This is a genomic window from Citrobacter sp. Cpo100, from assembly GCF_030332595.1.
GTDB classification, from domain to species: domain Bacteria; phylum Pseudomonadota; class Gammaproteobacteria; order Enterobacterales; family Enterobacteriaceae; genus Citrobacter; species Citrobacter portucalensis.
Window position 1 is genome coordinate 410,441 of the sequence record NZ_JAOWHM010000037.1, and the last position, 13,179, is coordinate 423,619.

Sequence of the window (13,179 nt, forward strand, 5' to 3'; positions counted from 1 at the left end):
GGATTCATGCCAAAAGCAGAGGAGTACATCATGGGTCAACAGACTAATCGTAACCGTCGTTGGGTACTGGCTTCCCGTCCACATGGCGCGCCAGTCCCAGAGAACTTCCGTCTTGAAGAAGATGAAGTCGCAACACCGGGCGAAGGCCAGATGTTGTTGCGCACCGTTTATCTTTCCCTTGATCCCTACATGCGTGGCCGCATGAGCGATGAGCCATCTTACTCACCACCAGTAGAGATTGGTGGTGTTATGGTGGGGGGTACCGTAAGTCGCGTGGTGTCATCCCACCATCCGGACTACCAGCCAGGCGAATGGGTATTGAGCTACAGCGGTTGGCAGGACTATGACATCTCCGACGGAAACGGGCTGGTGAAGCTTGGCGATCATCCCGAGCATCCCTCCTGGGCGCTGGGTGTTATGGGTATGCCGGGGTTTACCGCTTATATGGGCCTGCTGGATATCGGTCAGCCAAAAGCGGGGGAAACGCTGGTGGTAGCTGCCGCAACCGGGCCGGTTGGCGCAACGGTCGGGCAGATCGGTAAGCTTAAGGGTTGTCGGGTGATCGGTGTGGCGGGTGGGGCAGAGAAATGCCGACATGCCACCGAGGTATTGGGGTTTGATGTCTGTCTCGATCACCACGCACAAGATTTTGCGCAACAACTGGCAAAAGCCTGTCCGCGGGGTATTGATATTTATTACGAAAACGTCGGAGGAAAAGTATTTGATGCTGTCCTGCCGTTACTCAACACCTCAGCGCGCATCCCGCTTTGTGGCCTGGTCAGCGGTTATAACGCAACGTCGCTTCCGGCCGGACCTGACAGATTACCGCTGTTAATGGCAACGCTGCTGAAAAAGCGTATCCGCATGCAGGGTTTTATCATTGGTCAGGATTATGGACACCGTATTCATGAGTTTCAGCGGGAGATGGGGCGCTGGGTTAAAGAGGGCAAAATCCACTACCGCGAGCAGGTGACCGACGGTCTGGAAAATGCGCCACAAACCTTTATCGGTCTGCTGACCGGCAAAAACTTCGGCAAGGTAGTGATTCGTCTTGCTGAGGATTGATGCGTAAAGGTGGAAGACGGTGAATGCCTGTAACCAGGCCTGCTTCGTACAAAATGTAGGCCTGGTAAAATGCCAATGTCGTTATCTGGTATTCATGGAGAAAATAAGAAGGTTACTACCCGAAAGCGAATAAACACTCCACATTGAGATAAATAATGATTACTATTCTCATTCTTAAAAAGGCAAAACCATGATTTTGCTCATTGAAGCTATGTGAAGCAGTAACAAACGAATTTATCAAAGGGAGTCGTCATGTCTTTACGTCATCTGTTTTCGCCGCGTCTGCGTGGTTCTTTACTGTTAGGTTCACTGCTCGTTGCATCATCTTTTACTACGCAGGCTGCAGAAGAACTGCTGCGCAAAGCCGTCGGCAAAGGCGCCTATGAAATGGCGTACAGCCAGCAAGAGAACGCGTTGTGGCTGGCGACCTCACAGAGCCGCAAACTGGATACCGGCGGGGTGGTTTATCGTCTTGACCCGGTCACCCTCGAAGTGACCCAGGTGATTCATAACGATCTCAAACCATTTGGTGCCACCATCAACAACGCCACGCAAACGCTATGGTTCGGCAACACGGTAAACAGCGCGGTTACGGCGATGGATGCCAAAACCGGTGCGGTGAAAGGACGTCTGGTGCTGGATGCGCGTAAGCGTTCTGAAGACGTTCGCCCGCTGCAGCCGCGTGAGCTGGTCGCCGATGATGCCACCAACACGGTATACATTAGCGGTATTGGTAAAGAGAGCGTGATTTGGGTGGTGGACGGTGAGACGATCAAGCTGAAGGACACCATCCAGAATACCGGCAAAATGAGCACCGCTCTGGCTGTCGACAGCAAGGCTAAACGCCTGTACACCGCCAATGCCGACGGTGAATTTATTACCATTGACACCGCCACTAACAAAATTCTCAGCCGCAAAAAACTGCTGGATGACGGGAAAGAGCATTTCTTTATCAACCTGAGCCTGGACACAGCGGGCAACCGCGCATTTGTCACCGACTCTAAAGCGGCGGAAGTGCTGGTAATCGATACCCGTAATGGCAATGTACTGGCAAAAGTAGCCGCGCCGGAATCCCTGGCCGTGTTGTTCAACCCAACGCGTAATGAAGCCTACGTGACTCATCGCCAGGCCGGTAAAGTGAGTGTGATCGACGCGAAAAGCTATAAAGTCGTCAAAACATTCGAGACCCCAACGTTCCCGAATAGCCTGGCGCTCTCCGCCGATGGTAAAACCCTGTACGTCAGCGTGAAACAGAAATCTACCCGCGAGCAGGAAGCCACTCAGCCGGACGATGTTATTCGTATTGCGCTATAAAACATCCGGAGGGGGAAACCCCTCCTGTCATTTCTCTAAACCCCACGATACGCCTCGTTACACCCCGCCAGTAGCCCGAGTCACTTCAGGGACTTACACTACGCCCTCAACGGCTAACTGAATAACACGGGAATACCATGAAAAAGCCATTTATCTGTCTTTGTGCAGGCGTAATGCTGTTTACCCTTGCAGGATGTACCACCGATTACGTCATGACGACCAAAAGCGGACAAACCATCACCACCCAGGGTAAGCCAAAACTGGATAAAGATACGGGAATGACCAGCTATACCGATCAGGATGGAAATGCGCGGGAAATTAACAGCAACGATGTAGCGCAGTTGATTGAAGCGAACTAAAAATGAAGGCCTGAAGGGTTAACCAGTCAGGCCTTCAGCCATTACGGCGCGGTGCGGTGGATTTCCGCGACGCGTTTACGTACGCCGTACCAGCCTGCAACCAGCAGGATGGCAATCAATGGTAATGACGCGATGGTGTAGGTGCCGTTTGGATAGTCAAACGCCATCAGCACCAGTACGCTCAGCAGGAACAGTAGGGTTAGCCACGAGGTAAACGGAGCGCCCGGCAGTTTAAAGCTGACGTCTGCCGTTTTACCTTCTTTTATGGCCCGGCGCAGACGCATCTGACAGACCATGATAAAGCCCCACGACGCAATAATGCCCAACGACGCGAAGTTCAACACGATCTCAAACACCTGCGACGGTACCAGATAGTTCAGAAATACCCCGACGACATAGACGACCAACGTGGCGAGGATCCCAGCCCAGGGTACTTGTTGACGGCTCATTTTAGCCATGAATTTAGGCGCCGATCCGCCCATCGACATGGAACGTAAAATACGCCCGGTGCAATACAGCCCAGAGTTAAGGCTGGAAAGCGCCGCGGTGAGCACCACAATATTCATGATACTGCCGATATACGGCACGCCCAGTTTGGAGAAGAAGGTAACAAACGGGCTTTGCCCCGCCTGATAGGCATTCCACGGTAGTAACAGAACCAGCAGCACGACAGAACCCACATAGAACAGACCAATACGCCAGATAACGCTATTGATCGCTTTTGGCACCATGGTTTGCGGATCTTTGCATTCTCCAGCAGCGGTTCCCACCAGTTCAATGGAGGCAAACGCGAAAACCACCCCCTGGACCAGTACCAGCGCCGGCAGCAGGCCATGTGGGAAGAATCCACCGTTGTCGGTGATCAGGTGAAAACCGGTGGCGTTACCATCCAGCGGCTTTCCAGTGCCTAAAAAGACGGTACCCACCACCAGGAAAATCACAATCGCCAGCACTTTGACCAGCGCAAACCAAAACTCCATCTCCGCGAACCACTTCACGCCGATCATGTTCATGGTGCCGACAATGGCCAGCGCGCCGAGGGCGAACACCCACTGCGGTACATCACCAAATGCGCCCCAGTAATGCATATACAACGCCACCGCGGTGATATCGACAATGCCGGTCATCGCCCAGTTGATGAAGTACATCCAGCCAGCCACATAGGCGGCTTTCTCACCTAAAAATTCGCGAGCATAGGAGACAAAGCTGCCGCTGGAAGGGCGATGTAAAACCAGTTCACCAAGCGCACGCAGTATAAAGAACGAAAAAATACCGCACACCAGATAAACCAGCGCCAAAGCAGGACCCGCCATTTGCAAGCGTGCGCCAGCCCCTAAAAACAACCCGGTACCAATTGCGCCGCCAATGGCGATCATTTGTACCTGTCGATTACCCATCGCTTTGTGATACCCCTCTTCGTGGGCATTCAACCAGCGTCGTTTCGCCGCATGTTGTTCCGCGGCTTGCGTGTTGTTTGTGTTCATTACTTTTCCTGTTGACCTGACAAAAATACAAAATCCTTTTTGCCGCACCTGCTGCGGCGAAAACAGCCTTAACCTTCATTGTGTTATGGGGGAAAACTGCCGGCCGAGCATCCTACATTCAATTGTTCGGTTCCGCAAAGCCCCGATAACAAGAATTCAGCATTTTTGTACAGCCAGCACTGGCGCGGTGTGGCCTCGATTCAGCCAATAAAAGAGAAGGGCGTAAATACGTGGAGAGGTGTGCGCTTATCGAGACATTCACCCGATAAGCGCCGTAAGGTTATGCTGATACGCCAAAGACCTGAACGGCCTGCTGTAAGCGCGATGAACGTTGAGTCAGATCGGCGGTAGCATCGGTGACACGCTCCACCATCTCGGCGTTATTGTTTGTCATGGTGCCAACGCGTGAAATCGAATCGTTAATCAGATCCAGCGCCTGGGTTTGCTCACGCGTCGCCAGACTAATATCTTTGATCATCATCGACATCTGCAGGACATCGCCAATCATCCCAGTGAGATGCGTTTCCGTTTGCTCCACCATTTTGACACCGCTGTTAACGTTAGCGACATTCTTCTCAATCAGCTGTTTGATCTCTTTTGCTGCAGACGCCGAATGCTGCGCCAGATTACGGACCTCTGCCGCCACAACGGCAAAACCACGCCCGGACTCCCCGGCTCGTGCTGCTTCAACCGCGGCATTGAGCGCCAGAATATTAGTCTGAAAAGCAATGCTGTCGATAACGCCGATGATGTCGACTATCTGCCCGTTGTCACGCGATATCGCCTGCATCATGGCGATAGTTTGTTTCATAATATCGCCGCCTTCTGCCGCATTGGCGCTGGTTTTATCGGCCATGGTCATAGTATGAGCCGCAGTCTCAGCAGTTTGCTGTACCGCGCTACCAATTTCTTCAATGGCGGCAGCGGTTTGTTGCAGGTCGGCGGAGGTTTCTTCTGAACGCTTGTGCAGCGCCGTACCTTCTTTTGATACCCGCTGACTGATGGCGCGAATACCGGATATTTGCGTACTGACATCATCGACCAGGGAATTCAGATTAAGCCCGGACTGATTAATCAGACGCATCAGCATTCCGATCTCATCCACCCGATTTAAATGACAGTTATCAGGTTTTCTCCCGGATACCACTTTCTTCATTTGCGTCAGTAGCGTATTAACTGGCTGACAAATTTGATACTTAAGGTAAATAGCAAGCATCAGAAATAAGAACAATAACCCTCCCGCCTGAATAAATGGATTAACAGAAGCGAAGAGAAATAGCACAGCGAGCAGGGCGATTACCCCTAAAGAATAATTGACGCGCTGGCTAATACTCAGCCATTTAAACATTGATGCCCATGACAATATTCCGCGACGAATGATAATGCCTTTAAAAAGACGAAACCCTTTAAGCTGCTGATTATTAATTTTTTGATATAAGCTTTCGCTTTGAGTTATTTCATCGCGCGAAGGAACGGTACGCACCGAGATGTAGCCGGTGAGTTTTTCATTGTGCCAGACTGGCGTAACGTTGGCGCGAACCCAGTAATGGTCGCCATTCTGTCGACGGTTTTTCACCATCCCCGTCCAGCTGTCTCCCTGCTGTAGCGTGTACCACATATCGGCGAACGCCGCGGGAGGCATATCGGGATGGCGAATAATATTATGTGGTTCGCCCATTAACTGGTGTTCGTTAAATCCGCTGGCATCAATAAACGCGGAGTTGGCGTAGGTAATATGACTTTCTTTATCTGTCGTAGAAAGCAGCGTCGCTTTATCGTTAAGTGCGTGCTCAATTTGTGTAACGGGCATGTTACTTTTCATAGAGGTCCCATGGTGCTATGTATAATCCATACAAAAATCCCCGCAATAAAATCGGGGGATATTAAAATCTGTTTTAAACCGTTTTAATAAGAACGTTGCATTCTCTACTAATCATCAATTCTGTGGAAGTAGTTAAAATAAAAATTCCTATGTAAATCATTCATCCTGTGTCATAAAAGTGAAACAATTAATACAAGCGCATAACGTGACAAGTCGTTTAAACTGACTTAACGTAAATCGCGTTAAAAAACCTTTTCGTAAAAAGAAAACTGGCATGAAATGATTTTGATGTTATTACCGTGATGCCAACGACCCTATTATATTTTGTAGGCTATTAATTGCGGGTGTTTTTCTGTTTAGTGTTACAACCAGTACTGGGCGATCCAAATTTTAACCCTGGCAGCGACAGGGGCTGTTATCTACTTTTTAGCTGAGCAAATGTGAATTAAATGTTTCAGTATGGCTATTTGATAAATTAATAATAAAGACATGTTAACAAACATAGGCTCGTAACATGTCATATCGCCTGAGTATTCTGGATAAAAGCCCCATCGGTGAAGGTGAAACTGCCGCGACCGCGCTTTCCCGTACGTTGCGCCTGGCGCAACTGGCAGAAGAGTGGGGGTACCATCGTTTCTGGATCGCGGAACACCATAATACGGCACAGCTGGCCAGCCCATCGCCGGAGCTGGTGATCGCCTGGATCCTCGGGCAAACCCAGCATATCCGCGTAGGTTCCGGCGGCGTAATGCTGCAACATTACAGCCCGTACAAAGTGGCGGAAAACTTCAATCTTCTGGCATCGCTGGCTCCTGGACGTGTTGATCTCGGCGTAGGGAAAGCCCCTGGCGGCTTACCGCTGTCGACCCAGGCGTTACAGCATGGGCTGCATCAGGAAGAAAAAGGCAGTTTTGCCGACCAGCTTTCTTTGCTTAACGACTGGCTGGTGCTGCGTGGAACGGAAAGCGGGGAAACGGTATTCCCGACGCCAATTCCACCGATACCACCGGAAAAGTTTGTACTGGGAGCCAGTGTGCAAAGCGCGCAGTTAGCAGCGCAATCCGACTGGAATTTCATCTTCGCAGCGCACCTCAATGGTGACAAAGCGTTATTGCATGACGTTTTGTCCTTCTGGCAGACCCACAGTGCACGCCCGACGATAGTCGCCGTGCAGGTAATTGTGGCTGACAGTTACGACACCGCTGCGCAACTGGCGGAAAACGTACAAATCTGGGGCGTGGAGCTGGAAGATGGTCAACGTGTCACGGTAGCCAGCGAAGAACAGGCGCTGGCGTTTGCCGCTCAGTCTGGCAGCCCACCACGCAAAATCGCGCGTCGTGAGCAGGCGTTGCTACACGGCACCGCTCAGGAGGTGATGGCAAAGCTGAATGCTCTGCATACGCAATTTGGCATTGACGAGTTCATTATCGACACGCCAGTGGCGCAAGGGCATGCGCGTCTGACATCGCTGCGTTTGTTAGCGCAAGCCCATAACGCCGTGGAGGTGCTCTGATGACTCTCGGCTCAACGCTTATCGACTGGCGTCGTGAACTACATCAGCATCCGGAGCTTTCCCTGCAGGAGGAAGCAACCACGGCGCGCATTCACGCCTGGTTGCATGCTGCGGACGTCGACATTCTGCCGTTCGAGCTGAAAATCGGTCTGGTCGTGGAAATTGGTCAGGGAGAAGATGTCATCGCGCTGCGGGCGGATATCGACGCGCTACCGATAGAAGAAAGCGCCGATGTTCCGTTTCGTTCACTCACGCCGGGCGTGATGCATGCCTGCGGGCATGACGTCCATACCAGCGTCATGCTTGGTGCAGCACTGCTGCTAAAACAGCAGGAAATAACCTTACCGGGGCGAGTACGTATTTTGTTTCAGCCAGCTGAAGAGAGTTTCGGCGGCGCAAAAACGTTGATCCGCGCCGGTGCGCTGCAAAACGTAGCGGCTATTTTCGGTATGCACAATGAGCCCGGTTTGCCAGTGGGCGAATTTGCCACACGCGGCGGCGCATTTTATGCCAATGTCGACCGCTTCGTACTGCGCATTAATGGCAAGGGCGCACATGCGGCGCGTCCGCATGAAGGTAAAGATGCCATCCTGCTCGCCAGCCAGTTGGTAACGGTGCTGCAAAGCGTTGCCAGCCGCGACATAAACACGCTGGATTCGGTGGTGCTCAGCGTGACCCGTATTCAGGGGGGAAACACATGGAACGTACTGCCGGAGTCCGTTGAGCTGGAAGGGACACTCAGAACGCACCGAACCCAGGTACAGCAGCAGGTTAAGGCCCGCGTTAATGACATCGCCGCCGGATTTGCCCACGCCTTTGGCGCACAAATCGACGTAATCTGGCATGCGGGACCAACCGCATTGGTAAATGATGATCGTTGGGCCGATATTGCCACCGCGGTGGCGAAACAGTCAGGCTATACCACCCACCATGCCGACCTGCATATGGGCGGGGAGGATTTTGCCGTCTACCTGCAAAATACACCTGGCGCATTTGTCAGTATTGGCAGCGCCAGTGAATACGGATTACATCACCCGGGATTTAATCCGGACGAGCGTTTAATTGAACCTGCCGCGCACTACTTTGCGCAGTTAGCAAAAACGGCATTCGCACACCTTTAAGTTTACCTGTTGGGTAGGGGTTATTATGGCTGAAAATCGGCAACTACGGCTCGGCACTATTCTACATGGCGCATCGGGAAATATGTCCGCATGGCGCCATCCGGCGGCTCAGGCTGATGCCAGTATTAATTTTGATTTTGTCAAAGAGACGGCGCTTATTGCGGAAAAAGGGAAGCTGGATTTTATTTTTGTCGCCGATGGTCTGTATATTAATGAAAAATCAATCCCACACTTTTTAAATCGTTTTGAGCCGCTGACAGTATTATCCGCTTTGGCCAGTATCACCACGAATCTGGGGCTGGTTGGCACGATGTCCACATCATACAGCGAGCCGTTTACGACCGCACGGCAGTTCGCTAGCCTGGACCATCTCAGCAAGGGGCGCGCGGGTTGGAACGTGGTGACGTCGCCTCTGGAAGGATCGGCAAAAAACTATTCTCGCGCTCAGCATCCAGAGCATGCCCAGCGTTATCGTATTGCTGATGAATATTTACAGGTAGTGAAAGGGCTGTGGGATTCCTGGGAAGATGATGCTTTTACCCGTAATAAAACAAGTGGGGAATTTTTTAATCCGCAAAAACTGCATACGCTTAATCATCATGGAAATTATTTCCAGGTCGCTGGGCCATTAAATATTGGGCGTACACCACAAGGCCGTCCGATTATATTTCAGGCGGGAGCTTCAGCAGATGGCAAGAAATTAGCGGCGCAGCATGCTGATGCCATTTTTACCCATCAGGAGTCGCTGGCAGAGGCTAAAGCGTTCTATCAGGATGTAAAAAGCCAGCTGGAAGTCGCCGGACGACATCCCGATCAACTGCATATATTCCAGGGCGTCAGCGTTATTGTTGGCGACAGCGCAGAGGACGTTGAGCAGCAGTATCAGACTACCGCTGCGCTGGTCTCCGTTACTGACGCGCTGAACTATCTTGGCCGCTACTTTGAACATCATGATTTTGCCCAATATCCGCTGGACGCACCGTTCCCGGATCTGGGCTCTCTCGGACAAAACAGCTTTCGCAGTACGACTGATGAGATCAAACGCAACGCACGCGAGCGTGGTTTAACACTTCGTCAGGTTGCTCTGGAAGCGGCCAGTCCACGTCCGCGTTTCAGCGGCACGCCACAACAGGTTGCCGACGGCTTGCAGCAGTGGTTCGACGAAAAAGCCGCAGACGGTTTTATCATCCAGGGCGGAACGCCGGATACCTTCCCGCGTTTTGTCGAACAGGTTGTCCCCGTGCTTCAGGCGCGCGGCCTGTTCCGCCATGAATATCCCGGTACGACCCTGCGCGCAAGCCTGGGATTAGCGATACCTGCAAATCAATTCACACAATAAGAGAAAAACGCTATGCAGAAAAAATCAGTATTTCTCGCGCTGTCACTGGCTTTCAGCGCGACCGTTTGGGCAAATGAGGTGACGATTAACGGCACCGGCGTAAGCCTGGAAGCCAATAAAGCGCCGATCAATACAGCAAAGAATCCGCAGGCGATTGCGCAGTTGCCCGCAAACCTGCACCTGGCCGTACCGGGTAAATTCACCGTGGCGATTGCCGGGCTCAGCCAGCCGCCGCTGACCGTCTTTGCCGATGACAATAAAACGCTGATCGGCAGCGAGGCGGATATCGCGCGTCTGGTGGCTGACAGTTTGGGGCTGGAACTTAACGTTGTACCTACGTCATGGGAAGACTGGCCGCTGGGCGTCACTTCCGGCAAATACGATGCCGCGATCAGCAATATTACCGTCACCAAAGCACGCAAAGAAAAATTCGATTTCGCGACGTATCGGAAGGACTCTCTTGGCTTTTATGTCAAAACCGGTAGCAAGCTGAAGAAAATCGAGCAGGCGGAAGATATCGCAGGACTACGCATTATCGTCGGTTCGGGGACTAATCAGGAAGCCATTCTGTTGGCCTGGAACGATGAGAACATGAAGAAAGGGTTACAGCCGTTTACGCCGGTGTATACCAAAGATGATGCCGCGCAAACCCTGGCCCTACAGTCGGGCCGCGCCGATGCCTACTTCGGTCCTAATGTAATCGGCGCGTGGAAAGCTGCACTCAACGGTAAAACGCAATTAGTGGGTAGCGTTGATGGCGGTTGGCCAAAAGCGGCACATATCGCTGTGACGCTGAAAAAAGACAGCGGTCTGGTTCTGCCGGTACAAACCGCCCTCAACGGCGTGATTGGCAACGGCGACTATGACAAGGTGCTGAATCGCTGGGGAGAAGGGGTGGAACGCATTCCACAATCTGAAATCAACCCGGCCGGTTTAGGCGACTAAGGAGGTCATCGTGAGCGATCAATTTCGCGTGCTCTCACCGGAAGCCAGCGAGCTGCAGCCCATTTTGAACGGTCTGTTCGGTGAATATGCCGCCCGCTATGGCGATTACTTTTCTCGCGACGCTGAAGTGGAACTGACCGAATGGTATCTGGCGCCGCAGGGACTTTTTGTGGTACTGGAGCGCCGCGGCGAAATTATCGCCACCGGGGCTTACAAACCTTACGACAAGGACACCGCCGAGATTAAGCGTATCTGGACAAAAAGCAGCCTGCGTCAGCAGGGGCTGGCGGCGCGGGTGGTGCAGGAACTGGAACGTAGAGCGCTGCTCGCAGGCTACAGCCGGATTTATCTGACCACGGGATTTCGCCAGCCGGAGGCCGTCAGACTTTATTTAAGCCAGGGCTACGATCCGCAATTTGATACGACGCGCGATCCCGAAGAGTACAGCCTGCCGCCGTTTGATGGACGACTGCGCTTTACCAAACTGCTGACTATTGCCGGTCAGGCCAGAATCGCCTGAGGAGAGAAAATGAAAACGACAGATAGCATTAGAGTCGTACCGGCACGTTATCCCATGCGTACCGTAGGCGCGGTCATTGCCTTATTTGCCCTTGCGGTAATTCTTCAGTCCGTGGCGTTTAATCCGCGCTGGGAATGGAGCGTGTTTGCCCGCTGGTTCTTTGATCCGGTTATCTTGTCCGGCCTCGGGCAAACGCTGTTACTGACGCTGATCGGGACGCTGTTGAGTATTGTCATCGGCGGTCTGCTGGCGTTGGCACGGCTTTCATCTTCCTGGCTGTTGAACGGTCTGGCATGGGGGTACATCTGGCTGTTTCGTTCGTTACCGCTGATTGTGGTGCTGATCGTTTTGTACAACTTCTCCTATCTGTACGACACGTTGACGATTGGTATTCCGTTCACTCCCATTCAGTGGGGAAGTTTTGAGACCATCAATGTACTCGGTCAGTTTTCCACTGCGGTGGTTGGCCTGACGCTGGTGCAAAGCGCCTATACCGCTGAAATTATTCGGGGTGGATTTTTAGGGGTCGATCACGGTCAGTACGAGGCAGCGGCAGCACTGGGCTTACCAGCAGGGCGACGTACGCTGCGGATTATTCTGCCGCAGGCGCTGCGCACCATTTTGCCTGCTGGATTCAATGAAATCATCAGCCTGGCGAAAGGGACGGCGATGGTATATGTGCTGGCAATGCCGGAGCTGTTCTACACCATCCAGATGATATATAACCGCACGCAGGAAGTGATCCCGCTGCTGATGGTGGGTGCGGTGTGGTATCTGGTGATCACCAGCGTCCTGTCGTTAATTCAGCACCTGGTTGAACGTGCGTTGGCACGCAGCGAACGACGTTCAGCGATCAACACAGCCCGGGTGAGTCGTGCAGAAAAACGCAGTCGTCAACGTCCACAGCAGGAGGCCGTCCATGTCCCGCTCGCCTGAAGGCCATATTTCTATTACCGGCGTTAGCAAATACTTTGGTCGCCACAAAGCGCTGGATAATGTGTCGCTGGAGATCCCTCCCGGTACGGTAACGGTTATTCTTGGCCCGTCCGGTTCAGGGAAATCCACACTCTTGCGGACCATCAACCATCTGGAACGCGTCGATGAGGGGTTTATTCAAATCGATGGCGATTACATTGGCTATCGTCGGCAGGGAGACAAGCTATATGAGCTGAAAGAGGCGGAAATTTTGCGCCAGCGTGTTAACGTCGGCTATGTGTTCCAGAACTTTAATCTGTTCCCGCACTTAACGGTTCTGGAGAATCTGATTGAAGCGCCCATTGCGCACGGACTGGCAACGCGTAAAACCGCCACCGAGCGGGCATTAACTCTGCTTGATGCGGTAGGGTTACGGAATAAAGCCGATGCCTGGTCGCGTCACTTATCCGGAGGTCAGCAGCAGCGTATCGCTATTGCCCGTGCGCTGGCGTTAAATCCGCGTGTCATGCTGTTTGATGAGCCTACATCTGCACTGGATCCTGAACTGGTCGGTGAAGTACTGGATGTCATTAAAGCGCTGGCGAAGTCGGGAACCACGCTGGTTGTGGTAACGCATGAGATTGGCTTCGCCCGGGAAGTGGCGGATCAGGTGGTGTTTATGGTCGATGGCAAAATCATCGAGCAGGGCAGCAGCGAGCAAGTGCTGAATCATCCACGCCACACGCGCACTCAGCAGTTTTTGTCGAAAGTGCTTTGAGACA

General features: G+C 52.4%; 12 protein-coding genes. 10 read left to right on the forward strand and 2 right to left on the reverse strand.

The genetic code is table 11. From position 1 onward, the window contains the following. Positions 1–30 precede the first annotated feature (30 nt). The 3 genes from curA to OGX96_RS17555 all read left to right on the forward strand — a co-directional run bounded on the left by curA (position 31) and on the right by OGX96_RS17555 (position 2,738). Positions 31–1,065, forward strand: coding sequence for an NADPH-dependent curcumin/dihydrocurcumin reductase (gene curA, locus OGX96_RS17545; protein ID WP_103285241.1), 1,035 nt, complete (start codon positions 31–33; stop codon positions 1,063–1,065). A gap of 252 nt (positions 1,066–1,317) precedes the next feature. Continuing rightward, the gene (gene yncE, locus OGX96_RS17550) at positions 1,318–2,379 is read left to right on the forward strand and encodes a 7-bladed beta-propeller protein YncE (RefSeq protein ID WP_003833093.1); all 1,062 of its coding nucleotides are present in this window, start codon (positions 1,318–1,320) and stop codon (positions 2,377–2,379) included. 137 nt (positions 2,380–2,516) lie between these two features. Further along, positions 2,517–2,738 carry a YgdI/YgdR family lipoprotein gene (locus tag OGX96_RS17555; protein WP_003020157.1) on the forward strand — a complete coding sequence of 74 codons (222 nt, stop codon included), beginning with the start codon at positions 2,517–2,519 and terminating at the stop codon, positions 2,736–2,738. Positions 2,739–2,779: 41 nt separating this feature from the next. Here OGX96_RS17555 and ansP read toward each other — a convergent pair whose 3' ends face one another. Both ansP and OGX96_RS17565 read right to left on the reverse strand, forming a co-directional pair. Then, positions 2,780–4,222 carry an L-asparagine permease gene (gene ansP, locus OGX96_RS17560; protein WP_048235338.1) on the reverse strand — a complete coding sequence of 481 codons (1,443 nt, stop codon included), beginning with the start codon at positions 4,220–4,222 and terminating at the stop codon, positions 2,780–2,782. Positions 4,223–4,502: 280 nt separating this feature from the next. Next, the gene (locus tag OGX96_RS17565) at positions 4,503–6,044 is read right to left on the reverse strand and encodes a methyl-accepting chemotaxis protein (protein WP_198802248.1); all 1,542 of its coding nucleotides are present in this window, start codon (positions 6,042–6,044) and stop codon (positions 4,503–4,505) included. 514 nt (positions 6,045–6,558) lie between these two features. On the opposite strand from OGX96_RS17565, the gene OGX96_RS17570 reads away from it, so the two are divergent. The 7 genes from OGX96_RS17570 to OGX96_RS17595 are packed head-to-tail and all read left to right on the forward strand — an operon-like array spanning position 6,559 to position 13,175. After that, a complete protein-coding gene (locus OGX96_RS17570; RefSeq protein ID WP_198802246.1) occupies positions 6,559–7,557 on the forward strand; it encodes an MsnO8 family LLM class oxidoreductase in 999 nt (332 codons plus the stop codon). Continuing rightward, positions 7,557–8,678 carry an amidohydrolase gene (locus OGX96_RS17575; RefSeq protein WP_286583738.1) on the forward strand — a complete coding sequence of 374 codons (1,122 nt, stop codon included), beginning with the start codon at positions 7,557–7,559 and terminating at the stop codon, positions 8,676–8,678. Before OGX96_RS17570 ends, OGX96_RS17575 begins: the two co-directional genes overlap by 1 nt. A gap of 25 nt (positions 8,679–8,703) precedes the next feature. Beyond that, positions 8,704–10,017 carry an LLM class flavin-dependent oxidoreductase gene (locus OGX96_RS22720; protein ID WP_502872646.1) on the forward strand — a complete coding sequence of 438 codons (1,314 nt, stop codon included), beginning with the start codon at positions 8,704–8,706 and terminating at the stop codon, positions 10,015–10,017. A 12-nt stretch (positions 10,018–10,029) separates the two neighbouring features. Further along, entirely contained in the window at positions 10,030–10,962 is a 933-nt protein-coding gene (locus OGX96_RS22725) for an ABC transporter substrate-binding protein (RefSeq protein WP_502872647.1), read from the forward strand. 10 nt (positions 10,963–10,972) lie between these two features. Continuing rightward, a complete protein-coding gene (locus OGX96_RS17585; protein ID WP_003833076.1) occupies positions 10,973–11,482 on the forward strand; it encodes a GNAT family N-acetyltransferase in 510 nt (169 codons plus the stop codon). Between the two features lie 9 nt (positions 11,483–11,491). Next, positions 11,492–12,418 carry an amino acid ABC transporter permease gene (locus tag OGX96_RS17590; RefSeq protein WP_008784820.1) on the forward strand — a complete coding sequence of 309 codons (927 nt, stop codon included), beginning with the start codon at positions 11,492–11,494 and terminating at the stop codon, positions 12,416–12,418. Further along, positions 12,402–13,175 carry an amino acid ABC transporter ATP-binding protein gene (locus OGX96_RS17595; RefSeq protein WP_008784819.1) on the forward strand — a complete coding sequence of 258 codons (774 nt, stop codon included), beginning with the start codon at positions 12,402–12,404 and terminating at the stop codon, positions 13,173–13,175. The genes OGX96_RS17590 and OGX96_RS17595 overlap by 17 nt, the downstream gene beginning before the upstream one ends. Positions 13,176–13,179: the final 4 nt, after the last annotated feature.

Coding starts and splice junctions, on each gene's coding strand:
- OGX96_RS17565 (WP_198802248.1), bottom strand. CDS start 6,044: ATGAAAAGTAACATGCCCGTTACACAAATTGAGCACGCACTTAACGAT.
- OGX96_RS17555 (WP_003020157.1), top strand. CDS start 2,517: ATGAAAAAGCCATTTATCTGTCTTTGTGCAGGCGTAATGCTGTTTACC.
- yncE (WP_003833093.1), top strand. CDS start 1,318: ATGTCTTTACGTCATCTGTTTTCGCCGCGTCTGCGTGGTTCTTTACTG.
- ansP (WP_048235338.1), bottom strand. CDS start 4,222: ATGAACACAAACAACACGCAAGCCGCGGAACAACATGCGGCGAAACGA.
- OGX96_RS17575 (WP_286583738.1), top strand. CDS start 7,557: ATGACTCTCGGCTCAACGCTTATCGACTGGCGTCGTGAACTACATCAG.
- curA (WP_103285241.1), top strand. CDS start 31: ATGGGTCAACAGACTAATCGTAACCGTCGTTGGGTACTGGCTTCCCGT.
- OGX96_RS17570 (WP_198802246.1), top strand. CDS start 6,559: ATGTCATATCGCCTGAGTATTCTGGATAAAAGCCCCATCGGTGAAGGT.
- OGX96_RS22720 (WP_502872646.1), top strand. CDS start 8,704: ATGGCTGAAAATCGGCAACTACGGCTCGGCACTATTCTACATGGCGCA.
- OGX96_RS22725 (WP_502872647.1), top strand. CDS start 10,030: ATGCAGAAAAAATCAGTATTTCTCGCGCTGTCACTGGCTTTCAGCGCG.
- OGX96_RS17595 (WP_008784819.1), top strand. CDS start 12,402: ATGTCCCGCTCGCCTGAAGGCCATATTTCTATTACCGGCGTTAGCAAA.
- OGX96_RS17590 (WP_008784820.1), top strand. CDS start 11,492: ATGAAAACGACAGATAGCATTAGAGTCGTACCGGCACGTTATCCCATG.